At 62.8% G+C, this 23,333-nt stretch carries 22 protein-coding genes and 1 tRNA gene; 11 read left to right on the top strand and 12 right to left on the bottom strand.

Features of this window, described 5'->3' with window-relative positions; translation table 11 throughout:
* Positions 1–182 precede the first annotated feature (182 nt).
* Genes merA through BSQ44_RS03790 form a run of 4 tightly spaced genes read right to left on the bottom strand, consistent with a single transcriptional unit; the run spans position 183 to position 2,605 of the window.
* Positions 183–1,610, bottom strand: coding sequence for a mercury(II) reductase (merA, locus tag BSQ44_RS03805; protein WP_072602019.1), 1,428 nt, complete (start codon positions 1,608–1,610; stop codon positions 183–185).
* A gap of 1 nt (position 1,611) precedes the next feature.
* Complete coding sequence (gene merF, locus BSQ44_RS03800) at positions 1,612–1,860, bottom strand: mercury resistance system transport protein MerF (RefSeq protein WP_072602018.1); 249 nt, start codon at positions 1,858–1,860, stop codon at positions 1,612–1,614.
* A 4-nt stretch (positions 1,861–1,864) separates the two neighbouring features.
* Complete coding sequence (locus BSQ44_RS03795) at positions 1,865–2,197, bottom strand: heavy-metal-associated domain-containing protein (protein ID WP_072602017.1); 333 nt, start codon at positions 2,195–2,197, stop codon at positions 1,865–1,867.
* A gap of 12 nt (positions 2,198–2,209) precedes the next feature.
* Positions 2,210–2,605 carry a mercuric transporter MerT family protein gene (locus BSQ44_RS03790; protein WP_072602016.1) on the bottom strand — a complete coding sequence of 132 codons (396 nt, stop codon included), beginning with the start codon at positions 2,603–2,605 and terminating at the stop codon, positions 2,210–2,212.
* Positions 2,606–2,682: 77 nt separating this feature from the next.
* Between BSQ44_RS03790 and BSQ44_RS03785 the strand changes: the two genes are divergently transcribed.
* Positions 2,683–3,096 (top strand): MerR family transcriptional regulator, encoded by a 414-nt coding sequence (locus tag BSQ44_RS03785; RefSeq protein WP_072602015.1) that lies wholly within the window; start codon positions 2,683–2,685, stop codon positions 3,094–3,096.
* Between the two features lie 32 nt (positions 3,097–3,128).
* Here BSQ44_RS03785 and BSQ44_RS03780 read toward each other — a convergent pair whose 3' ends face one another.
* Positions 3,129–4,109, bottom strand: a complete 981-nt coding sequence (locus tag BSQ44_RS03780; protein WP_072602014.1) for a winged helix-turn-helix domain-containing protein — start codon at positions 4,107–4,109, stop codon at positions 3,129–3,131.
* Positions 4,069–5,316 (bottom strand): hypothetical protein, encoded by a 1,248-nt coding sequence (locus BSQ44_RS03775; protein WP_072602013.1) that lies wholly within the window; start codon positions 5,314–5,316, stop codon positions 4,069–4,071. The genes BSQ44_RS03780 and BSQ44_RS03775 overlap by 41 nt, the downstream gene beginning before the upstream one ends.
* Positions 5,317–5,673: 357 nt before the next feature.
* Here BSQ44_RS03775 and BSQ44_RS03765 point away from each other — a divergent pair, with 357 nt between their 5' ends.
* The 10 genes from BSQ44_RS03765 to BSQ44_RS03720 all read left to right on the top strand — a co-directional run bounded on the left by BSQ44_RS03765 (position 5,674) and on the right by BSQ44_RS03720 (position 17,413).
* The gene (locus BSQ44_RS03765; protein WP_210187914.1) at positions 5,674–6,120 is read left to right on the top strand and encodes a DUF2924 domain-containing protein; all 447 of its coding nucleotides are present in this window, start codon (positions 5,674–5,676) and stop codon (positions 6,118–6,120) included.
* Complete coding sequence (locus tag BSQ44_RS03760; protein WP_072602010.1) at positions 6,117–7,448, top strand: recombinase family protein; 1,332 nt, start codon at positions 6,117–6,119, stop codon at positions 7,446–7,448. Before BSQ44_RS03765 ends, BSQ44_RS03760 begins: the two co-directional genes overlap by 4 nt.
* Positions 7,445–7,852, top strand: coding sequence for a hypothetical protein (locus tag BSQ44_RS03755; RefSeq protein ID WP_072602009.1), 408 nt, complete (start codon positions 7,445–7,447; stop codon positions 7,850–7,852). The genes BSQ44_RS03760 and BSQ44_RS03755 overlap by 4 nt, the downstream gene beginning before the upstream one ends.
* Before the next feature lie 77 nt (positions 7,853–7,929).
* Positions 7,930–8,181: a type II toxin-antitoxin system Phd/YefM family antitoxin gene (locus tag BSQ44_RS03750; protein WP_072602008.1), complete on the top strand. Its 252-nt coding sequence runs from the start codon at positions 7,930–7,932 to the stop codon at positions 8,179–8,181.
* Between the two features lies 1 nt (position 8,182).
* Positions 8,183–10,195: a type I restriction-modification system subunit M gene (locus tag BSQ44_RS03745; RefSeq protein WP_072602007.1), complete on the top strand. Its 2,013-nt coding sequence runs from the start codon at positions 8,183–8,185 to the stop codon at positions 10,193–10,195.
* Positions 10,192–11,490: a restriction endonuclease subunit S gene (locus BSQ44_RS03740; RefSeq protein ID WP_072602006.1), complete on the top strand. Its 1,299-nt coding sequence runs from the start codon at positions 10,192–10,194 to the stop codon at positions 11,488–11,490. Before BSQ44_RS03745 ends, BSQ44_RS03740 begins: the two co-directional genes overlap by 4 nt.
* The gene (locus BSQ44_RS03735) at positions 11,487–12,764 is read left to right on the top strand and encodes an AAA family ATPase (protein WP_072602005.1); all 1,278 of its coding nucleotides are present in this window, start codon (positions 11,487–11,489) and stop codon (positions 12,762–12,764) included. Before BSQ44_RS03740 ends, BSQ44_RS03735 begins: the two co-directional genes overlap by 4 nt.
* Positions 12,748–13,446: a retron system putative HNH endonuclease gene (locus BSQ44_RS03730; RefSeq protein ID WP_072602004.1), complete on the top strand. Its 699-nt coding sequence runs from the start codon at positions 12,748–12,750 to the stop codon at positions 13,444–13,446. Before BSQ44_RS03735 ends, BSQ44_RS03730 begins: the two co-directional genes overlap by 17 nt.
* Complete coding sequence (locus tag BSQ44_RS03725) at positions 13,443–16,499, top strand: type I restriction endonuclease subunit R (protein WP_072602003.1); 3,057 nt, start codon at positions 13,443–13,445, stop codon at positions 16,497–16,499. The genes BSQ44_RS03730 and BSQ44_RS03725 overlap by 4 nt, the downstream gene beginning before the upstream one ends.
* Complete coding sequence (locus tag BSQ44_RS03720) at positions 16,499–17,413, top strand: restriction endonuclease (RefSeq protein WP_072602002.1); 915 nt, start codon at positions 16,499–16,501, stop codon at positions 17,411–17,413. The genes BSQ44_RS03725 and BSQ44_RS03720 overlap by 1 nt, the downstream gene beginning before the upstream one ends.
* A gap of 243 nt (positions 17,414–17,656) precedes the next feature.
* On the opposite strand, the gene BSQ44_RS03715 is transcribed toward BSQ44_RS03720, so the two are convergent.
* The 6 genes from BSQ44_RS03715 to BSQ44_RS03690 form a co-directional block, all read right to left on the bottom strand.
* Positions 17,657–17,746: transfer RNA gene (locus BSQ44_RS03715), tRNA-Ser, on the bottom strand.
* A gap of 370 nt (positions 17,747–18,116) precedes the next feature.
* Positions 18,117–18,890 carry an enoyl-CoA hydratase gene (locus tag BSQ44_RS03710; RefSeq protein WP_072602001.1) on the bottom strand — a complete coding sequence of 258 codons (774 nt, stop codon included), beginning with the start codon at positions 18,888–18,890 and terminating at the stop codon, positions 18,117–18,119.
* Positions 18,891–18,971: 81 nt separating this feature from the next.
* Complete coding sequence (locus tag BSQ44_RS03705) at positions 18,972–19,940, bottom strand: NAD-dependent epimerase/dehydratase family protein (protein ID WP_072602000.1); 969 nt, start codon at positions 19,938–19,940, stop codon at positions 18,972–18,974.
* Positions 19,941–20,059: 119 nt separating this feature from the next.
* On the bottom strand, positions 20,060–21,046 hold the full coding sequence (locus BSQ44_RS03700; RefSeq protein ID WP_072601999.1) for a Gfo/Idh/MocA family protein: 987 nt from the start codon (positions 21,044–21,046) through the stop codon (positions 20,060–20,062).
* Between the two features lie 54 nt (positions 21,047–21,100).
* Complete coding sequence (locus tag BSQ44_RS03695; RefSeq protein WP_072601998.1) at positions 21,101–22,237, bottom strand: ABC transporter permease; 1,137 nt, start codon at positions 22,235–22,237, stop codon at positions 21,101–21,103.
* Positions 22,234–23,151 carry an ABC transporter ATP-binding protein gene (locus BSQ44_RS03690; protein WP_072601997.1) on the bottom strand — a complete coding sequence of 306 codons (918 nt, stop codon included), beginning with the start codon at positions 23,149–23,151 and terminating at the stop codon, positions 22,234–22,236. Before BSQ44_RS03690 ends, BSQ44_RS03695 begins: the two co-directional genes overlap by 4 nt.
* Positions 23,152–23,333: the final 182 nt, after the last annotated feature.

Raw genomic sequence — 23,333 nt, 5'->3', positions numbered from 1 at the left:
TGGCCTCGGGTCATCGCTGTTGATGACCTCCAGCCTGCCGAAGCCGCCGATCCGTTAGGTGTGCGGGGCGTGGGGAGTACGTGGGTAGAATGTGGGGACGGGGACTGCGTCAGGTGCGGCCTATCTCGACAACTCGACGCGTCAATAATGTTCGCGCCTTGAACATTTTGCTGCTGCGGCAGTCACCCGGCACAGCAGGAAAGCTTGGCTACATCCTTATCGAAGGCCTGGGCAGCGAGCTTCAGCCCTTCGACCGTGGTCAGGTATGGGAAGATCGTCTCGCCCAGTGCCTTTGCGGTCACGCCGAACTTGAGCGCCATGGCCAGCGTCTGGATGCTGTCCGCGCCTTCGGGCGCAAGGATCTGGCCGCCGAGCAGGCGGTCGGTCTTGGCATCCGCCACCAGTTTGATCAGACCGCGCGTGTCGCGGGCGGCCAGCGCACGCGGCACCTGGTCGAGTGGTACGATGGAAGTTTTGACCTCATGGCCAACGGCCTTGGCCGCCGCCTCGCTCAAGCCCACGCCCGCTACGTGCGGGTCGGTGAACACCACCCACGGCATGGCGCTGTTGTCATAGGTGAGGTTGTCGCCGTTCAGCGCGTTCTTCGCGGCGAGCTTGGCGCCATAGGCCGCCATGTAGACGAACTGTTCGCGGTCGGTCACATCGCCCGCCGCATAGACGCCGGGTTTCGAGGTACGCATACGGTCATCGACGATGATGGCACCGTGGCCGTCTTGCGCGACGCCGGCCTCCGCCAAGCCGAGGGTTTCGGTATTGGGGATGCGTCCCGTCGCGACCAGCAGCCGCTCCGCCTTCAGCTCGACCGGCTTGCCGCCTTCGCTGACGCAGACGGTGACGCCGGTCTCATCTTCACGGCAGGCATCGTAGGTGATGCCGCAATGAAGCGTGATGTCTTCGGCGCGGAAGGCCGCAGCCAGCGCGTCCGACACTTCCGGTTCCACCTGCGGCAGCAGGCGTGACCGGCAGATCACCGTCACCTCGACGCCCATGCGCGCCATCATCTGGGCAAGCTCCGCGCCGATATACCCGCCGCCGATGACGATCAGGCTCCTGGGCAGCTTCTCCAGTTCCAGCAGTGTCGTGCTGGTCAGGTAGGCCACGGTCTCGATGCCGGGGATCGGCGGCACGGCAGGTCGTCCGCCCGTGGCGATGATGATCTTGTCGGCGGCGACAGGGCCGCCTTCGACGAGCACGCCGGCGCCGTTCAACCGCGCCGCGCCCTCCAAATAGGTAATCCCGTCGTACTCGGGCAGCAGGTCGGCATACTTCTTCTGCCGGAGGGTCGAGATGAGGTCGTCCTTGGCGGCGATCAGACGCTGCCAGTCGCCGACATGCGCCTCTCCCAAGAGGCCGGGAAAGCGGCTTGCCGCGCGCGCGCCATGGAGAGCCTCGGCGGCGCGGATCATGGTCTTCGACGGCACGCAGCCGACATTGACGCAGGTGCCGCCAATGGTGCCGTGGCCGATCAGGGCGACGCTCGCCCCTTGCTCGGCCGCCGTGATGGCGGCGGAAAAGCCTGCCGAGCCCGCACCGATGACGGCGAGGTCGTATGTGTTCTTCTTTCCGTCAGTCGTGCAGCAATCGGCCATGTTAGGCGCTTCCCTTGTTGGTTTGCGTTTCGTTTGCGAAACAGGCTGCCGCACGTTGCCTCCGCCAGAGTCCATAAACCGTCATGGCCAGAAAGACTGCGAGCGTTGGCAGCAGCACATAATCGATCCAGCCGAGCCAGGCGGACAGCCCGACAGCGCCAAGCGCGATCACTAGAACCGGCGTTGCGCCGCAGATGGCGGCGATGACAGATCCGACGATGCCAGTTTTGACGATGGTCGCATCCTTCATCAGTTCAGCCTCTGACCTCCGCCGGATAGCCTGCGTCGGCCGAAGCGGCGGCTATGGCTTCAACGGACGTCACGACCGGGTCGAAGACGACGGTCGCCGTTCTGGCGGCGAAATCGATCTGAACCGACTGCACGCCGGTCACCTTCTCCATAGCCTTCTTCACCGTGACCGGGCAGAGCGCGCAAGTCATGTTCTCCACCGCGAACGTCGCCGATTGTGCGGCGGCGATCTGAATGGCTGCGGTTTGAGCGGAAACGGATGGGATCGCCGTCAGGCCCAGAGCGCCGAGCCAGCCCACGGCAAGCAGTGTGGCGGCGAGGATAAGTGGTCGTTTCATGTCGGATTCTCCTTAGTAGAAAAACGGCGCCCACCAGTCGATCGTCAGCGCTAGAACGACCAACACGGTCGCGATCCAGAGAGCGGTCTTGGTGAAGAGAGCGGATTGGGGTTTGGCGCAGTAGGAGCCGTCCACGCAGACAGGCTTCGCCTTGAAGTAGACTTGCCGGAAGCCAAGCCCAATGAAGATGAGCGCCACAACGGCGAAGTACGGCTTGTAGGGCTCCAGCGCCGTGAGCGTGCCGATCCAGGCGCCAGAAATTCCCAGCGTCAGCAGCACCAGCGGCGCGATGCAGCAGGTCGAGGCCAGGACGGCGCCGATGACGCCGCCAGCGGCGAACCAGCCTCTCTGGTTGTTCGCCTCGCTGTCGCCTTGCAGCGCCTCGGTTTCCGTTCGCGTCGAGTTCATGCGTCGTGGTCCTCGCCTTCGTTCTGATTTGAAGATAAGGTCTGTAGTGACTACAGGCTCAAGAGGTATTTTGCGAAATGGCCGATCACGGTTCCGGGAAGGGGTTACAGCGCGCGGAACTGGCGCGGCGTACGGGCTGCAACCTGGAGACCATCCGCTACTACGAGAAGATCGGCATGATGCCGGCGCCGCCGCGCACGGCCTCGGGTTACCGCGTCTACGACGAGCGGCACGTCGCCCGCCTGCGCTTCATTCTGCGCGGTCGGGAACTCGGCTTCTCAATCGAGGAGCTGCGCGGCCTGCTCGCGCTCGTCGACGGCGGCACTCAGACCTGTTCGGAGGTGAAGGAACGGACCGAGCGACATCTCGCCGAGGTGCGCACGAAGATTGCCGACCTGAAGCGAATCGAGAAGGTGCTGGCGACGACGGCGGCCCAGTGTTCCGGCGAACAGGTGCCTGAGTGTCCGGTATTGGAGGCACTATCGGGCTGAACATCGGATAGATGTATGGGAACGCCTGTTTGTTAGTCGGTAATGGCAATCTCGTTCGGTTCGATGGCCAATCGATAGCCGTTTGGATTTCGCCGGTTCTCAATCAATGCGCGTACGGACGTGGCATCCGCGCTTCCGCGAGCCAGTGCATTGCGAAGCGCGCGGACGGGCTCGCGCACCTGCGACGAAATCCTATGGATGCTCGCTCCCCAGATGTGCGCCTCGATCGCACGATTCTCGACGATGGCGGGCGACTTCAACGCATGTTCCGCCAGAAGGACCAGCAGCTGAAATTCCTGATCGGAAAGGGTTTTGGGCGTCCCGTCGAGCGATACCGTCTTGGCGGCGCGTTGAATCACCAATCGGGGCGCCAAGCTCGGTTGTGGTTCCAGTTTGGACTGATCGATCGAGAATCCAGGTGCAGTCCCATCGCAAGCAATGCAGTGCGATCCAGCGACAACATGAAGCCCTGCGTCGACCAAGCGCGCCCAGTCATCTGCAGCCATCGCCGGCGCGATCACGGAGATGGGCGATGACCGGGCGACCGAACGCATCAGGCCGATCATGCCCGGTTGAGGCACTGCATCCCGCGACAGTGCGAGGAACAGCGCCCGCTGGGCCGACGTCTCCCCCAGATGCCAGATACCCGCCGCGACCGGCGCCGGCTCGCCTCCGAACCCGGACGCCATGGCGATTTCGCGGACCAGCGCGGAAGGATGAATTCGAAAGCTCCGCAGATCGTCATCGCCGAGAACGAGGTCGCTGCGCCGGTCCGTCGGGCAAAGCGCGATATGTCGTCCGTTGACCTGATGGATGGGCCGCGCGTCGAGACCGCAATCGCAGGCGGGGCACACATCCCATTCCGTCGCTGGCGCCTGCTCGACCAGGACGCCATGATCGAGCAGCCGCTCGAAATCACGCCCGGCATGAGGCGCAGCCTGTCGGCCCCAAAGGATTGCGGGATCGCCCGTCTCACTCAGCCGCAACAGCAGCCTGGGCAGCGTCTCGGTCATTGAGCAGTCCGTTGCGGCGAAGGAGCGTCATGATCCGGCCCTCGAACTGCTGACGCTTGAACATGGCGTGTGCCGGCGGCTTCAGCTTGACGGTCACCTTCTTCGCCGACTTGCCGCCGGTCGCGAAATGGACGCGGATGACGATGTGGTTGAGGCGCCAATCCGACCCGAGACTAGCGCCCCGCATCATCTCGCCCAACCTGGCCAGTGCATTGTCGCGTCCGTCGCGCGCAACATAGGAGTAGAAGGTTCGTGTCTCGCCGGTCTTCGGATCGGCGCCAACGCGGTCGACCTGGACCTCGGTGATCTGGACCCGCTGGATGCCCGGATCGAAGTCATGGTTGAACGCGAAGCCGAAGCCCGCGCGTTGCACCGGGTCGAGCGTGTAGAGGTTCTGGGCGTCGTCGCCGGCGAAGAATTCGGGCTTGCCCAGGACCTTGTGGGCGAACAGTTCCGCGAGGTCGCCGCGACGCGCCTTGGCGATGCCGCCGATCTTCAACAGGCCCGTCGTTGAGTTGTAGGACAGCACCGCGTGTTCGGCGGCACGGAAGCTGATCACGCGCTTCTGGTCCTTTTGCAGGACATCGGTCGTGGTGATCGGCGAGCCATGCTCGATCACCAGAACGAGCTCGTCGGCATCGTCATACCAGCCGGCGCGGCAATAGTTGCTGCGGAGATCCTGTTCGAACATCGCGGCGGCGGCGGTTTCGAATTCGGCCTTTGCGCGATCATCCATGATTGCCTCGACGCCTTCGTCGCGGCCCACGAACTCGGCGAGCGACGTGCGCGCCATGAGCGCCATCATGTCCGACGCGGCGTCAAAGACGTCGGGATGGTCGAGGAAGACGCGCAGGGCGACGTGCTTGGGATCCTGGTGAACCTCCGGCTCGTCATCCTTCGCTTCGGGTGTCACGCGGATCCCGAGCCGCGCGGCCTGCTGAAGGATGATGTCGAGGCCTGCCGCGTTGCCGATCTCCGCGATCCGGTGCAGGTCGGCGACGAGTCCTTCCGGGTAGTTCTCCTCCGGGCCGGCGAAGAAATCCTGGACGGCGCTGCGTGCCTCGTCCTGCGCGGCCTCGCCCCTGAAGACCCCAAGGTCCAGCCCGTTCAGCGCATCGCTGTGGCGCTCGAACAGGCGGCCCAGCAGGCCGAGATCGACGGTTCGGGTAAACTTGGGATTGACGAATTTCTTCAGGTTCTTAGCCATCTCAGCCGCCCATAGTTGCCTCGCATTTGTTCATCTTACGTTCTTATCGCAAATGCCCAGCGGAGTCGATTCAAAAGCCATCGCCTTGGGACGGATCGTCCGCACCGTGAGTAGAGGTCAAGGGAATCCAATCCCTTAGGTGATCTCTGCGATGGACATGCCGAACCCGATCCACCCCGGGCATATGACGCCGGACGAGCGAATCGGGGAGGTCTGCAGGATTCTTGCGCGCGGGCTGGTTCGGCTCAAGGCACGCCAGTCAAGGCAAGTATCTGGCGACCGCGGAGAAAGTTGCCTTCACTTCCCGCCCGACCGGAGCGGTCATGGAACTCCAATTTGCAAAGGAGACGCATGACCATGACAGACACCGTCCTGGCTCGGCTGGCCGCGCTGAAGACCACGCCGACGCCCGACCTCAAGAAGCAGTGGCGCGAACTCTTCGACACGGAGGCGCCGCCTTACAATCGGCGTTTCCTCGAAAGCCGGCTCGCCTATCGGATCCAGGAATTGGCCTATGGCGGTTTGAAGCCCGCGACCGTCGAGCGCCTCGAGGCCCTGGGCGAGCAGCTCGACGGTGGCAACATCGTGCTGCGCCGGATCCGCGCCGACGACAAGCCGATCGCCGGCACGCGGCTGATCCGCGAATGGCAGGGCGTCGAGCACACCGTCACGGTGCTGAACGACGGTTATGAATGGCAGGGGCGGCCTTACCGCTCGCTCTCCGCCATCGCGCGCGCCATCACCGGCACCCGCTGGAACGGCTGGATCTTCTTCGGCCTCAAGAACCGGCGAGGCCAAGCATGACGAAATCACCCGCATCCGCCAAATCCATCCGAAAGCTGCGCTGCGCGGTCTATACGCGCAAGTCGACGGAAGAAGGGCTGGAGATGGAGTTCAACAGCCTCGACGCCCAGCGCGAGGCCTGTGAGGCCTATATCGCCAGCCAGAAGGCCGAAGGCTGGGTGCTCATCCCCGAGCCCTATGACGACGGTGGCTTCTCGGGCGGGACTCTGGACCGGCCGGCGCTGAAGCGCCTGCTCGCCGACATCGAGGACGGCCGGATCGACGTTGTCGTGGTCTACAAGATCGACCGGCTCAGCCGCTCGCTGATGGATTTCGCGAAGCTGGTCGAGGTGTTCGATCGCGGCGGGGTCACCTTCGTCAGCGTGACCCAGTCGTTCAACACCACGACGTCCATGGGGCGGCTTACGCTCAACATCCTGCTCAGCTTCGCCCAGTTCGAGCGCGAGGTGATCGGCGAGCGCATCCGGGACAAGATCGCCGCCTCGCGCAAACGCGGCATGTGGATGGGCGGCTTCGTGCCGCTCGGCTACGAGGTCAGGGACCGCAAGCTGGTGATCAATGATGCCGAGGCCGCGACGGTCCGGATGATCTTCGAGCGCTTCGTCGAGGTGGGCTCGGCGACGGCGCTGGCCCGGGCACTCGCCGCCGAAGGCGTACGGACGCGGCGCGGCCGGCTCATCGACAAGGGCTTCCTCTACAAGCTGATCAACAACCGGGTTTATATCGGTGACGCCGTGCACAAGGGCACGGCCTATCCCGGCGAGCACGAAGCCATCATCACGCGCGCCTTGTGGGACAAGGTGCATGGAATCCTGCGCGAGAGCCCGAGGGTGCGCGCGGGCCGGACGCGCGCTGCGACGCCGGCTCTCTTGAAGGGTCTCATCTTCGGGCCGGCCGGCTGCGCCATGACGCCGACGCACACGCGACGCGGCGATAAGCTCTACCGCTACTACGTCAGTCAGTCCGTTCTGAAACGCGGCGCCGATGCCTGCCCGGTCGGGCGCGTGCCCGCCGCCGAGATCGAGGGCGCGGTGGTCGACCAGCTGCGCGGCCTCCTTCGCGCCCCGGAGGTGATCATCGGCACATGGCGGTCGGCGCGACCCGAGATCGATGGTCTGTCTGAGGCTGAGGTCAGGGAAGCCTTGGAAGGGCTTGACCCGCTGTGGGACGAGCTGTTCCCGGCCGAGCAGGCGCGTATCGTCCAGCTGCTGGTCGAGCGCGTCGACGTCGGACAGGGAGGCGTCGATATCCGCCTCCGCGTCGATGGGCTGGCCCGTCTGATTCATGAGCTTGGCGGCATGGCCGACGATCCGCGGAGGGCAGCATGAGAGCCGGCACCACCACCACCGATGCCGGGCGCACGCTGACGGTCCGCGTGCCACTGACCGTCCGGAAGCGCGGCGGGCGCAAGCAGGTGGTGACGCCCGACGGGGCGTGTTGGGGCCAGCCCCGCCCGCGCGTCGACAACACCATGGTCAAGGCGATCGCCCGGGCCCACCGCTGGAAGCGCCTCATGGAGAGCGGCCGATTCGCCTCGGTGACCGAGCTGGCCGAAGCGGAGAAGATCAACCAGTCCTATCTGTGCCGGGTCCTGCGCCTGACCTTGTTGGCCCCCGATCTCGTTGAGGCAATTCTCGACGGAAGGCAGCCAGCTGGATTGCAGCTCGGCGCGCTTCTGGGGCCGCTTCCGTCCGAATGGGCCAAGCAGAGGCGCCATCTCGACCTTTCCTGACCTCCCGAGCTCGATTTCCACCCTATCCAGCCGCCAGATTGTTGGCTAAAGTAGCTCCAACTGGTCGGGGGTGATTCATGCATCGCATGTCGGCGCGCGACGCCAAGAACGGATTCGGCCGGCTGATCGATCTGGCAAGAGCCGAGCCCGTCGCCATCGAAAAGTATGGGCGATCCGTCGTCGTGGTTATCGCTGTCGAAGAGTATGAGCGCCTCTCCGGCAAGACGGGCACGAAGCTTTCGGCTTCGAAGCTGAAAAAGCCTGAGGGGGACAAGAAGTTGCTGTCGAAACAGAAGCGGTCCAGCAAGCCGTCGAAAAAGGTGGTCTGACATGGCGAGCCATTCTGATCTCGCCAATCTGATCTGGCAGATCGCGGACCTGCTTCGCGGTCCCTACCGACCGCCGCAGTATGAGCGCGTAATGCTGCCGCTTGTCGTCTTGCGTCGGTTCGATTGCGTGCTCGCCGACACGAAGACGAAGGTCCTGGCGGAGTACGAGCGTCGCAAGACCGGCAAGCTGGCTGACGATGCTCTGGACCGCATTCTGAACAAGGCGTCGGGCCATCGGTTCCACAACCGGTCGGGCCTCGACTTCCAGCGCCTCAAAGGCGACCCGGACAACATCGACAAACACCTGACCAGCTATATTAACGGCTTTTCGGCGAACGTCCGCCGCATCTTCGATTACTTCGAATTCGGAAACGAGATCGAAAGGATGCGCGAAGCCAACATTCTTTATCTCGTCGTGAGTGAATTCTGCGACGTCGATCTTCATCCAAGCAAGGTGCCGAACCGGGACATGGGCCTCGTGTTCGAAAACCTGATCCGGCGCTTCAATGAATTGGCGAACGAAACGGCGGGCGATCACTTCACGCCGAGAGAAGTGATTCACCTGATGGTCGATCTCCTCTTCATGGATGCCGACGATCTGCTCAGCAAGCCTGGCACCGTGATGCGCATGCTTGATCCCGCCTGCGGCACGGGAGGGATGCTCGCGGAAGCACAGCGATACATGCGCGAGCACCACGCCGCCGCGAAGCTCTACGTCTATGGGCAGGACTACAACAAGCGGGCATTCGCGACGGCGGCGTCAGACATGCTCATGAAGGAGGTCGACCACAATGGAGGCGGCGAGAACATCCAATTCGGCGACACCTTCACGGAGGATCGGTTCGAGGGGCAGCGGTTCGACTACCTGATCGCCAACCCACCCTTCGGCGTGGACTGGAAGAAGCAGCAGAAAGAGATTGTCCGCGAGCACGAAAAGGGCGGCGAGAAGAGCCGTTTCAAAGCCGGCTTGCCCCGGGTCAACGATGGCTCGCTGCTGTTTCTCCAGCACATGATCTCGAAGTTCGAGGACGTCGACCCGAAAAACCACAAGCATGGCTCGCGTGCCGCGATCGTATTCAGCGGATCGCCATTGTTCACCGGCGGCGCCGGCGGCGGCGAAAGCGAAATCCGCCGGTGGATCATCGAGAATGACTGGCTGGAAGCGATCGTCGCCCTGCCGGAGCAGATGTTCTACAACACCGGAATTGGCACTTACATCTGGATCGTTACGAACCGGAAGGCGCAGGAGCGCAAGGGCAATATCCAGCTGGTTGACGCCAGAGATATCTGGATCCCCATGCGGCGCAGCCAGGGCGACAAGCGTCGCAAGATTGGCGAGGGACCGGCGCGCGAGGGCGAGGATCGCGCAGACGAGCCGGATCAGATCGGCGATATCGTCAAGCTCTATGGCCGGTTCGCCCGGGGCGAACGGTCGAAAATCTTCGACAACGCCGATTTCGGCTACACGCGCGTCACCATCGAACGGCCGCTGAGATTGCGGTACCGGATGTCGGTGGAGGACAAGGCGCGGTTCCTCGATGCCGCGCCTCATCTGCTCGACGATATTCAGGCCATCGACAAGGCGCTTGGTCGCGAGCCCGAGCTCGATTGGAATTCCGTCTCAGCAAGCGTCGGGAAGCTGCTCAAGAAGCGCGGGTCGCGCTGGAAGGCGTCGGAAGAAAAGCTGTTCCGCGCGGTGTTCACGGCGAAGGATTCTGCGGCCGAGCCGGTCGAAAAGGGCGGACGGAGCGAGGGCTTCGAGCCAGATCCCGACCTTCGCGATTTCGAGAACGTGCCGCTCAAGGAGGACGTCGACGCCTACTTCGCCCGCGAGGTGCTGCCGCACATCCCCGACGCCTGGATGGACCGGATGAAGGACAAGGTAGGCTACGAGATCAACTTCAACCGGCACTTTTACAAGTTCACTCCGCCTCGCAAGCTGGCCGAGATCGATGCGGACCTGAAGAAGGCGGAAGACGAAATCCTCCGGCTTCTGCGGGAGGTGACCGAATGAGCGGTCTTGATGCCTGGCGTACCAAAGTTCCTAAGAACTGGACGGTGCAACCGCTTCGTTCCGTCGCAGATTATGCCGTCAGCAATGTCGACAAGATTTTGTCTGATCAAGAAATTCCTGTCCGCCTATGCAATTACACAGACGTCTACAACAACGAGACGATTCATCTCGGGCTGGAATTTATGGCGGGGACAGCATCCGAGGCCGAGATCGAGAAGTTTCGCCTGTTTGCTGATGATGTGGTTATCACCAAGGATTCAGAGGCCTGGGACGACATCGCCATTCCGGCTTTGGTGACCGAGGCGGCGGGCGACCTGGTGTGCGGCTATCACTTGGCTATGATCCGCCCGCATCGTGAGAAACTCACCGGGGCCTTTCTCCTCCGCTGTTTGCAATCCAAGAACTTGCGGATCCAACTGGAGCTTGCCGCAAACGGTATTACGCGCTTTGGCATTCCGAAAAATGCTATCGGTTCAATGGCTCTGCCCGTCCCGCCGACATCCATTCAGCAGGCGATCGCTCATTTTCTCGACCGCGAAACCGCGGGCATCGACACACTGATCGCGGCCAAGCAGCGGCTGCTCGATCTGCTTGCGGAGAAGCGGCGTGCCGTCATAGCTGAGGCGGTCATGCGCGGGCTGGATCCATCTACCCCGCTACGCGCCTCCGGCATCAATTGGCTGGGCGACATCCCCGCGCATTGGGAGGTGAAACGTGGCAAATGGCTCTTTGAAGAGCGCGACGAGCGCAGCATAGACGGGTCTGAAGTGTTGCTATCGCTCCGAATGGAGCGAGGATTGGTCCCACATAACGAAGTGTCCGAGAAGCTAACCCGACCGGAAGAGTTAGTGGGCTATAAAAAAACCGCCGTTGGTCAGGTGGTTGTTAATCGTATGCGTGCTGCTAGTGGATTGATTGCAATCACGACCCAAGATGGGCTTGTCAGCCCAGATTACGCAGTGTTCCTCCCTGCGCCAGAAATCTCGGCCAACTATTACGTGGAGATGTTCAAGACACCTCTGTTGCAGGCTGTATTTCGATCAGAGTCGACAGGTCTCGGCACCGGTTCACAAGGGTTTCTCCGCCTTTACTCGCAAAACTTTCTTGCCCTTTGGTTCCCTTACCCCCCTCTTTCTGAACAACTGCAGATCGTTCGCCACATCTCGACGGAAACCGCCAAGATCGACCGCCTTCGCGCCGCCACCGAGCATTCCATCACGCTGCTGAAGGAGCGCCGGGGAGCGCTTATTGCTGCGGCCGTCACCGGCGAAATCGATATTCCGGAGGCGGCATGAAGATCACGCGCCTTGATGTCGCCGGTCTTCGCGCCTTCGAGCAGGCGGCACTCGAGTTCGATCCGGCCTTGACGTTGCTCGTCGGCGTCAATGGTGTCGGCAAGACCACCATTCTTGAGGCGCTGCGCATTGGCCTGTCGCGGGCGCTTCCCAAGTTCACAGCCAGCAGGGCCCGCCCAGAGCCCTTCACGACCGACGATATTCGGGTCGGCCGCTCTGCGCTCACGGTCGACCTCCATCTGGTGTTCGATGGCACGACCCAGAACCTCCTCATCCATAAGCAGCGTGAACAGAGCATTGGCCACAAGCCGGGCGTGGTCCGGGAACAGACGCTGGCCACACCCGATCGCGAGAACTTGACCCCAGGCCCTGGAAAGGCCGCAAAGGCCCTGAAGAGCGCGCGGCGCCAACCGATAGGGGTTTACTTTGCGACGCGTCGGTCGCTGATTTCCGACGAGCAGCCGAAGTCCGGGAGAGCGAGCGGTGGGCAGGCAGCGGCGTTCGCCGACGCCCTTGTGGCACGTCCGCTCCGGCTGGCGGAACTCGCGTCCTGGATGCACGCGCAGGAGTCGATATCGGCGGAGTTTCCACGAGCCGGTCATCACCTCGGCGCCCTGCGAGCCGCTGCCAAGAGCTTCCTGCCGGAGTGCGATGGGCTGCGGGCTGAAGTTGAAGGGCGCCCAACCCTCTTGATCGAGAAGCAAGGGCTGACACTTGATGTTCGCCAGTTGTCGGACGGCGAACGCGGTTTGCTAGCCCTGGTGCTCGATCTGGCGCGAAGGCTGTCGCAGGCGAACCCCGACCTGGACGATCCTGTAAAGGACGGGGCGGCCATCGTGCTGATCGATGAGCTCGACATGCACATGCATCCGCAGTGGCAGCGCCAAATCGGCAGCTTGGTGACCAGTACATTTCCCAACTGTCAGTTCATCGCCACCACGCATTCACCGCAGATCATCGGGGAAACGCAACCGGAACGGATTCTACTGCTACAGTCCGATGGCGAACGCATCGTCGCAAATCGATGCGGACAGGCCTTCGGGCTCGATACCAACGCTATTCTTGAACAGATCATGGGAACCCCCTCGCGCGCCAAGTCAGTGCGCGAGGCAATCAGCCATGTCGAAACCGCGCTCGATGACGGCGACCTGAAGAGTGCCCGGGCTGGTTTGGCGCGATTAAGAGAACTGATCCACGGTGATGACCCGACCGTCGTAGCCCTCGAGGCGACAATCAACAATCTCGAGGCGCTTGGCGATGCGGCAGATCAATAAGGGCGCGGAGCCGGGTGTGATGACGGCATGGAAGGCTGCAAACCGTGCCCTTCCAAACTACTGCTATGCCTCTTTGTCTGCGGCGCACCGCGACGAGATTCGAACTGCTCTTGTTGCCGAGCAGCGCGGGCTTTGTGCCTACACGGGGCGCCGGATCGAAAGCAGCACCTGCCATATCGAGCACCTTCGCCCCCAATGCCATTGCGGGCCAGGCGAGGACGTTGATTACAGGAATCTCGTAGCGGGGGTTCCCGCGCCGAATACGCCACGCCTGCCCTATGGTGCGCACAAGAAGGATAGCTGGCCGCCGATACCTGACGAATACTTGTTCGTATCGCCTCTATCGGGGGGATGCGGCGCCCGTTTCACCTTCAACCTGCGGGGGCAGGTCGCTCCGGCGCAGGCGGGCGACGCAGCAGCAAGTGAAACCATAGAGCGGTTGGGCCTCAACGACCCCTCACTGGTCCAACTTCGCAAGGCAGTAATCGATGCCACGCTACAGATCCGTGGCAGGGGGCCAGCTTCAATCGACGTGGGAAATGCGCGACGTCGCCTCCGCGCCCTGGAGCAAGCCGAAGAGCAGGCCGGACCGCTTGAACCCTTCTCTTTTGTCTTGGTGCAGGCGCTGGAACGGCAGATTCAGCGCATCGAGAAAATTCGAGACGGAAGGAGGCGGGCGTGAACCACGCGAGGCATTCGGAAGGTGCGTTCGAGACCGTCATCGAAGCGCATTTGCTGTCCAACGGCTACGTCGGCGAGCTAGATGCCCGATTTGATCGCGAGAGGGCGATCTTCCCGGAAACGGTTCTGGAGTTTATTCGCGAGACACAGCCCAAGGAGTGGAAGGCGCTAGAAGCGCTGCACGGCCCAAAGACCGGGGCACAGATCATCACAGATCTTACCAAGTGGATGGATGCGAACGGCTCATTGGCCACCCTGCGCCATGGCTTCAAATGCTACGGCAAGACCCTTCGAGTAGCCTTCTTCAAGGCCGCCCACGCGCTCAATCCCGAGCTTGAGGCGCGTTACGCGGCGAACCGCGTCGGGATCACCAGGCAGCTGCACTATTCCAAGGGTTCCGAGAAGTCGCTCGATGTCGTGTTGAGCATCAATGGAATTCCAGTGGCATCCCTGGAACTCAAAAATCCGATGACGCGGCAGACGGTGGAAGCTGCCTTGCGCCAGTATCGCAATGACCGCGATCCGCGCGAACCCATCTTCGAGTTCAAGCGGCGAATGCTCGTCCATTTCGCCGTCGATACGGAATCCGTGTTCATGACAACGCGGCTCGCCGGGTCGGCGACCCATTTTCTGCCTTTCAATCGCGGGTGCGACGGTGGCGCAGGCAACCCACCCGACGCCAAGGGGCGGAGCTATCGCACCGCTTATCTCTGGGAGGAGGTGCTGCAGCGGGACAGCCTGCTCGATCTGCTTGCGCGATTTATCCATATGCAGATCGACGAGAAGCGGGACGATCAGGGAAGAAAGGTCAAGAAGGAGACCTTGATTTTCCCGCGTTTCCATCAGCTGGAGGCGGTTCGCGTTCTTGTCGATCAGGCACGGCGGGATGGTGTCGGCAACAACTACCTGATCGAGCATTCGGCCGGCAGCGGAAAGAGCAACACGATAGGCTGGCTGACGCACCGACTAGCCTCGCTCCACGATGCGAACAACGAGAGGGTATTCGACAGCGTCATCGTGATCACCGATCGCGTGGTGCTCGACAAACAGCTGCAGGACACGATCTACCAGTTTGAACACAAGCATGGGGTCGTGCAAAAGATCGATGAAGACTCGCGCCAGTTGGCCGAAGCCCTTCAGAGCGCCGTTCCGATTATCATCACAACGCTGCAGAAGTTCCCGTTTGTCTCCCGCCAGCTTGCGAAGATGGCGGAGGAGCGAAACGATGCGGAAAGCGCCACGCTGAAATCGAGGCGGTGCGCGGTCATTATCGATGAGGCCCACAGCTCTCAAGGGGGCGAGACGGCGACCGATCTCAAGGAGGTTCTCGGTGGCCAGGGCCTGCGCGAAGAGGCCGCGAAGTACATGGCCGAGAACGATGAGACGGACATGGAGGAGCTATATCGCTCGATGGCCAAACGCGGCCGGCAGGCGAATCTCAGCTTCTTCGCGTTCACCGCCACACCCAAGCACAAGACGCTCAAGGTGTTCGGCGGCCAGGACGGCAAGCCCGCGCACCGCTACACGATGCGCCAGGCGATCGAGGAAGGCTTCATCCTCGACGTGCTTAAGCACTACACCACGTACGCCACCTATTTCCGGCTACTCAAGGCGAGCGAAGACGATCCGAACGTGCAGCGGAAAAAGGCGGCGCGCGCGCTAGCACGTTTCCTGAAGCTTCATCCTCACAACATCGCGCAGAAGACCGAGGTAATGGTCGAGCATTTTCATGCCGCCACCCAGCACAAGATTGGCGGCCGGGCGAAGGCCATGGTGATAACCGGCTCCCGCCTTGAGGCGGTTCGCTATAAGCAGAGTTTCGACCGCTACATTCAGGAAAAGGGATACGCGATCAAGTCATTGGTCGCGTTCTCTGGCGTTGTGACGGACGATAAGCTTGAAGACGTGACTTACACCGAAGAGGGCATGAACCTTGGGGTGCGTGAGAAGGAGCTCCCGGAAATTTTTGCCACGCAGGAGTATCAGGTTCTTCTGGTCGCCGAGAAGTATCAGACTGGCTTTGATCAGCCGCTCCTTCATACAATGTATGTGGATCGAAGACTGGCAGGCATTCAGGCAGTCCAGACACTCTCGCGCCTCAATCGAATCCACCCGTTGAAGGAGGACACGTTCGTTCTGGATTTCGTCAACGATCGAGACGAAATCCGGGAAGCATTCAAGACCTACTTCGAGGGCGCGGAGATCGGCGATGAGGTCGACCCCGCGCGGATGTATCAAATCAAGAGTGAGCTGGATGCAGACGGCGTCTACGAAGCCGTCGATGTGGAAAAGTTCTGTTCAGTCTATTTCAAGCCGAAACAGCGCCAGAGTTCAGCCGATCATCAACTGATGAACGCTGCTCTAGATCCAGCTGTTGCTCGCTTCAAGGATCTGCAGAGCTCAGCTCCGGACGAAGCGGAATTGTGGCGCGGAAAGATGCTGGCGTTTGGCAGCCTTTATGGATTCCTGAGCCAGATAATTCCCTATCAGGATTCCGATCTAGAACGCCTCTACGTGTTCCTTCGCCACCTGGCTTCCAAGCTGCCCAGGCGCGATAGCGGCCCATCCTACCAATTCGATGACGAAGTCCGGCTAGAATACTATCGTCTTCAGAAAATCAGCGAAGGCTCGATCAGCCTGAGCGACGGCCAAGCCAATCGTCTCGACGGGCCATCCGAGGTGGGAAGCGGCGTTCTCCACGAAGAAGCGGTGCCCTTGTCGCGTTTGATTGATGTCGTCAACGATCGGTTTGGCACGGACTTCAATCAGGCAGATCAGTTATTCTTCGATCAAATTGTTGAGGCGGCAATATCCGACAATGCGCTGCGTCAAGCGGCAGCAGTCAATCCCGGCGACAAGTTCGAGTTGGTCTTCAAGAATCTTCTGGAAGCTCTGTTTGTTGAGCGGATGGATCAGAATGAAGAGATCTTTGCCCGATTTATGAACGATAAGTCATTCCAGAAGGTCGTGACAGGCTGGCTCTCCTCGGAGGCCTATCGCAAGCTTCGACTTCCAGCGGGAGCTAAGAGCACCGCCGACGAGGGGATCGAATAATGGCCATCCCCGACTATCAATCCCTCATGCTCCCGGTTCTGGAGGTAGCTGCCAAGGCCGAAACTTCCGTGCCGCTGGCCGAAGCTGAGATTGCGACGAAATTCGATCTCTCAGATGAAGAGCGTGAGCAGATGCTTCCGAGCGGCAAACAGCGCGTTCTCCACAATCGCATCCATTGGGCAAAGTTCTACCTGACGAAGGCTGGACTGCTGGAAAGCCCCAAGCGCGGACGCTTTGCGATAACTCCGGCTGGGCAGCAGGTGCTGGCCAATCCGCCCGCCAGCCTCGATACCAAGTATCTGCTTGCGATCCCGGCGTTTCGCGACTTCTACCGGGGTGGGGACGATTCCGAGGCGGTCACCGCGGCTGCCGAAGTGGAGCCTCCGTCCGCGACGCCTGAGGAGGTGGTCGAAGCCGCATACAAAGCTGTCCACGCTGCACTTCGGGCAGACCTGCTGGACCGCATCCTTCAAAACAGCCCGAGCTTCTTCGAACAGGTCATCGTCGAACTTCTGGTGGCGATGGGCTACGGGGGCTCTCATCGCAATGCGTCCGAGCAACTTGGCAAATCGGGCGACGGGGGCGTTGACGGCGTGATCAACGAGGATGTTCTCGGTCTCGATCGCGTCTACGTCCAAGCGAAACGATACGCCCCGGGAAGCGCGGTCGGGCGGCCCGAGATCCAGGCATTCACCGGAAGTCTGGTCGGCCTCGGCGCGTCAAAGGGCGTCTTCGTGACGACCTCGACGTTCTCCGCCCAGGCCGTCGAGTTCGCATCACGCATTCCGCAGCGTGTGATCCTGATTGACGGACGCCGCCTGACGGAGCTGATGGTCGAACACGGTGTCGGGGTGCGTTCCAGCCGTGTGCTGGAGTTCAAGCGCCTGGACGAGGATTTCTTCTCGGAAGACTGACGCCCGGCAACGGGGATATCAATTCGGGTGGTAGGTCAGCGGCCGTTTCTGATTTGATTTCTTATACTTAGGGTTCCGTACTGGCGCCGGTTCAGTCCAGAGGTCGAGAGAAAAAGGGCGGAGAGAGAACGCTCGGAGCCGAGTATGCCGACGTCACAGTCCACAGGTCTGCGCCCGAACCGCGCGGTTCCTTGGCGTTTCAGCCCCGCATCCGCGCGCAGAGAACGTTCGACAGGTTAGAAATGGCGGAGAGAGAGGGATTCGAACCCTCGATACGGTTTCCCGTATACACGCGTTCCAGGCGTGCGCCTTCAACCACTCGGCCACCTCTCCACATGCGCCGCGACCGCCGGAGCGGGAAGGACGACGCGGCTCATCTAGTCGATCTCGACCCCGATGCCAAGCCGTCTTTCACACTTCCGTCATGCGAGGCAGCGGACGCGAACGTTCCCGGGTCCTCCGCGGGGGCAGCGAGCGCGGTCGCCGATCGGCGCCTGGCGGGCACCTCGCGGTTCCGCTTCCTGCGCGATCCACGCGCCCGCCACGCGCCTTCTGTCTGCCGGCTGCCAACGCAAGGCGGGAGGCTCCGCGACGGAAGGCCGCCGCCGCAGGGAGATAGCCGAGCCCGGCGCCGAGCAAATCCGCCGTCGAGCAGGATGTGCCGTGATCCTTTCAGTATCCGACCCGGACAACCGGCCGGGGCTCAGCGGTGACGGAAGTTCGGGGTGCGCTTTTCGATGAACGCGGTCATGCCCTCGCTCTGGTCGTCGAGCGCGAACATGGAATGGAAGACGCGGCGCTCGTAGCGCAGGCCTTCGGCCAGCGTGGTTTCGTACGAGCGGTTCACCGCCTCCTTGGCCATCATGACGGCGGGCAGCGAGAAGGAGGCGATCTTGCCGGCGGCCTTCAGCGCCTCCTCGTGCAGGTCGCCAACAGGCACCACGCGCGAGACGAGGCCGCAGCGCTCCGCCTCCTCGGCGTCCATCATGCGGCCGGTCAGGCACATGTCCATGGCCTTCGACTTGCCGACGAAACGGGTCAGGCGCTGCGAGCCGCCCATGCCGGGCATGACGCCGAGCGTGATCTCCGGCTGTCCAAACTTGGCGTTCTCGGCCGCGATGATGAAGTCGCACATCATGGCCAGTTCGCAGCCGCCGCCGAGTGCATAGCCCGCAACCGCGGCGATGATCGGCTTGCGGATACGGGTCATCGCCTCCCAGCCGGCGAAGAAGTCCTCCATGTACGCGTCGATGTAGCTCATCTGCTGCATCTGCTTGATGTCGGCGCCCGCCGCGAAAGCCTTTTCCGAACCCGTCACGACGATCGCGCCGACCGCGCCGTCGGCCTCGAAATCCTGGAGCGCTTCGACCATCTCCTTCATGACGGTCGTGTTCAGCGCGTTCAGCGCCTGCGGGCGGTTGAGCGTGATCAGCCCGACGCGCGCACGGGTCTCGACGATGATCGTTTCGTAGGCCATGGATCCCTCCGGGGTTTCGGTTGCGAGTGGAATAGAGGATCGCGTGAAGGAAGGGAACGGCGCAGGTCGTCGCTGCGAGCGTCAGCCGGTTTGCGGCACCGGTAGCCCAAGCGCCCGGGCAACCAGCGACTCCACATCGCCGTCGTGCCGGAAACCCAGCCCGTCGGCGATCGGGGTGAAGAGCGGCGGATAGGAGCCGTACTGCGCCTCGATCGCGGCGTCGGAAGCGAAGCTCAGGCGATCACGCAAACCGTCGCCGAACCGCCCGGCGAGCGCATCGGCGATTTCTCCCATGGACAGCCGCAAGGCCGGCAATGTAAACGCCCGCCTGCCCTTGAGCCGCTCCGAAGACAGCGTGGCGGCGTGGAGAAGATTGTAGATGCAGCGTTCGCGCGACATCAGCCAGGACGTCGAGCCGGGCGAGACCGGGCAGATGAAATCCGCGCCCTCGGCGAGCGCGGTGAAGATGTCGCTCATGTAGGCGGAGTGGTGACCGCCCGGGCGGCGCGGACGCGCCACGATGCCCGGCAGGCGCAGCGCGATGCCGTCGATCAGCCCGCGCCGCGCATGGTCGGCAAGCAGCGTCTCGGCGACCAGCTTGTGGGCGCCGTAGGCGAGCGTGGGCAGCGGCAAGGTCTCGTCGTCGACCTTGTCGCGCGGCAGCGGTACGCCGAAGACAGCGATGGAGGAGGCAAAGACCAGCCGTGCCGGCTCCTTCTGGCGCGCCAGGAGATCGAGGAGGCCGAACACGGCCTCGCCGTTGATGCGCCAGCCGCGCTCCGGATCGGCCTCCGTCGCCCCTCCCGGCATGGCGGCGAGGTGAAGGAACACGTCGACTGGCTCCTCCAGCATGGCATCGCGAAAGTCGGGATCGGCGATATCGCCTCGCAGCATCTGCACGCCCGCCCGCGCGCCCGCCTCGAAGCGGGCGTCCACGGCGACGATGCTCGAGATATCCTCGGCCGCGCCCGGCAGGCGGGACATGCCCGCGAGCCGCTCGATGAGCCCCGAACCGATGAAGCCGCCGGCTCCCGTGACGATGATGCGCAAGAATACCTCCCCGGATTGCTAGCGCCTCGGTAGGACGCCGCACGCATCCGGTCAACGCGTCGGGATAAGTCGTCGGGGCTGCGGAGGTTCACACGTGAGAGGCCGAAAGGCGGCCTCGATCAGACCCCCACCCAGCCGCCGCTCTCGCCGGCCCGGAAGATCGCATCGATCACCTTCTGGTTCAGTAAAGAATTCTCCAGCGTGAAGACCGGCACGTCCTCACCCTGCGCGGCGCGGGCGAAGGCTTCCGCCTGCAGCCGGTACTGGCGCGTGTCGGGGAAGCGGAAGACGGTTGCGCTGGTATGGTTCTGATTGTGCAGCGTGATGCGGTCGTCGCCGTAGATGCGCGCGTTGAAGGGTGTCTCAACCTCGATCCAGCCTTCGTCGCCATGGAAAACCATGATCTGGCGCGCCGCCATCTGGGTAGAGATGTAGAAGGAGAGGTCGAAGGAGCCGAAATCGGCCGTCACCATAGAATAGACGTCCGTGCCGAAGGTCTCGCCGCGCTCGACGCGGGCGGTGATGCGCCGGGGCTCCGCAGCGGTGGCGAGGCGCGCCGACACGGTGGGATAGACGCCGATGTCGAGCAGGCCGCCGCCGCCGAGTTCGGGGCGGTTGCGCATGTTGTCGGGGTCGACGTTGTAGTAGGTGAAGGCGCCCTGCACGTGCTGCAGCCGACCGATGGCGCCTTCGGCGATGAGGTCTCGCACTTTGCGCCATTGCGGATGGTAGAAGACCATGAAGGCCTCGCAAATGAGCACCTTGTTGCGGTCGCGCGCCGCGATCACCTCCTGGATGTCGGCCGCCTTCAGGCCCAGCGGCTTCTCGACGAGCACATGCTTGCCGGCATCGGCCGCCTTGACGGCCCATTCCACGTGCTCGGAGGTCGGCACGGGAATGTAGACGCCGTCCACCGTGTCCGAGGCGAGCAACTCCTCGTAGGAGCCGAAAGCATGCGGCGCGCCGAGCCGCTCCGCCAGCGCCTTAGCGCGTGCGCCGTCCCGGCTGGCGACAGCCGTCACGACGCCGTTCTCGGCATCCATCAGCGCGGGAATGACGTGCTCGCGCGCGATCTTGGCGGTGGACAGGATACCCCAGCGAAACATGCTCTCTCCCTCTCGGCTTTTTTCGCTGGAGAGGTTTAGCCGGTATCGGTTCCTCTAGTCCAGCGTGCGCCGGAACCTCACGAGGGCGAGGATCGAGAAGAAGATCACGAAACCGAACAGCCAGACCACTTCCGGCGCGATGGCGGCGAAGTCGGCGCCCTTCAGCATCACGGCTCGGATCACCCTCAGGAAATGCGTCAGCGGCAGGATCTCGCCGAAGGCCTGTGCCCAGTCCGGCATGCCGCGGTAGGGGAACATGAAGCCGGAAAGAAGGATCGAGGGCAGGAAGAAGAAGAAGGTCAGTTGCATGGCCTGCATCTGCGTGCGCGCGGCTGTCGAGATCGTATAGCCGAGAAGCACCAGCGCCAGCACGAAGACCAGGATGACCGACAGCAGCATGGGCAGGGAGCCGATGAAGGGCACCCCGAACAGGAGCTTGGCCGCGACGAGCACCACGGTGACCTGGACCGAGCCGACGGCCAGATAGGGCAGGACCTTGCCGAGCATGATCTCCACCGGGCTCGCCGGCATGGCGAGCAGGTTCTCCATCGTGCCGCGTTCGGTCTCGCGGGTCAGCGCCATGGCGGTCATCATCACCATGGTCATCTGCAGGATGACGCCGAGCAGGCCAGGCACGATGTTGTATTGCGAAACGCCCTCCGGATTGTAGCGCCGATGCACGATCACCTCGAGCGCGCCCCTGGCGCGCTCCGCCGCCTCGTGCTCCAGCCCCTGCTCGCGAAGCAGGGCGCGGGAGGCGAGCGTCGAGAGCGTCGATACCGCACCGGACGAGGCGGACGGGTCCGTGGCGTCCGCTTCCACCAGGATGCGCGGGCTGTCGCCGCGGTCGACTCGGCGTGCGAAGTCGGCTGGGATCGTCACCACGAACGAGACCTTGCCGCTGGCCATCAGCTGCTCGGCTTCGGCGGAACTCGCAGCGACATGGTCGAAGCGGTAGTAGTCGGTCGTCTGGAGCGCCGAGACGATGGCGCGCGTGTAGTGGTCGTTGCTCGTGGCGACCAGCGCGGCCGGCAGGCTCTTGGGATCGTTGTTGATGGCGTAGCCGAAGAGCACCAGCTGCATCAGCGGCACGCCGAGCATCATGGCGAAGGTGATGCGGTCGCGTCGCATCTGGATGAATTCCTTCGTCAGCATGGCACCGAGCCGACCTAGCGAAAACAACCGGTTCATCGCATGTTGTCCTTCGAGTTCGCCATGAACTGGATGAAGACGTCCTCCAGGCTGGTCTCTCCGGGCTCCACGCGAATGTCGCGGCCGGCGGCCAGCGCCGTCAGTGTCTCTTCGAGCTTTGCCGCGTCAGAGCCCACTACGTGCAGCGTCGAGCCGAACGGCGCCACCTGCTCGACGCCCGCCTGACCTTCGAGCGCGGCGGCCACCTCGTGCAGGTTCGGCCCGGAAACGAGGAAGGTGGTGAGCCCCGCCTCGCGCACCACGTCGGCGACCGTCCCGGTCGCCAGCATCCTGCCGTAGGAGATGTAGGCGATGCGATGGCAGCGCTCGGCCTCGTCCATGTAGTGGGTCGAGACCAGCACGGTCAGCCCGCCCCGGGCCAATCGGTGGATCTCGTCCCAGAACTCGCGTCGCGCCTTGGGATCGACGCCCGCCGTCGGTTCGTCGAGAAGCAGCAGTCTGGGGTGGTGCATGATGCAGGCAGCGAGCGCGAGCCGCTGCTTCCACCCGCCCGACAGGGTGCCGGCCAGCTGGTTGCGGCGCGATGCGAGGCCGAGCTCCTCGAGCGTGTCGCCGACATTCCTGGCGACTGGCTTCAGCCCATAGAGCCGCGCGACGAAGGCGAGGTTTTCCGCGATCGTCAGGTCCTCGTAGAACGAGAACTTCTGGGTCATGTAGCCGACTTCGCGCTTGATCATCAGGCCTTGCGTGCGAAGGTCGTAGCCGAGCACCCGCCCCTCCCCCTCGTCGGGCGTGAGCAGGCCGCACATCATGCGGATCGTCGTGGTCTTGCCGGAGCCGTTCGGTCCGAGGAAGCCGACGATCTCGCCTTCCGCCACGCTCATGGAGACGTGGTCGACGACGGTCTTGTCGCCGAAGCGCTTGACGAGATTCGTGACCTCGATGGCGTTCATGAGGTTTGACAAGGGAGTAGGGGATTAAGGGAGTAGGGCATTAGGGTAATAGGGAGGTTGGCCAGCAGAGAAGGCACGCGGCAGTAGCCCCGGACGCCCGCGGACGGCGCATCAGCCGGCGGTGCAGTGAGAACGCGATGTTCGGGGATACTGTCTCGGCAAGTCATCGCTTCGCCTCGAAG

This window comes from Aquibium oceanicum, assembly GCF_001889605.1.
Classification (GTDB): domain Bacteria; phylum Pseudomonadota; class Alphaproteobacteria; order Rhizobiales; family Rhizobiaceae; genus Aquibium; species Aquibium oceanicum.
Note: the sequence above shows the minus strand (reverse complement) of the source record. Positions and strands in the feature narration are given on the sequence as shown.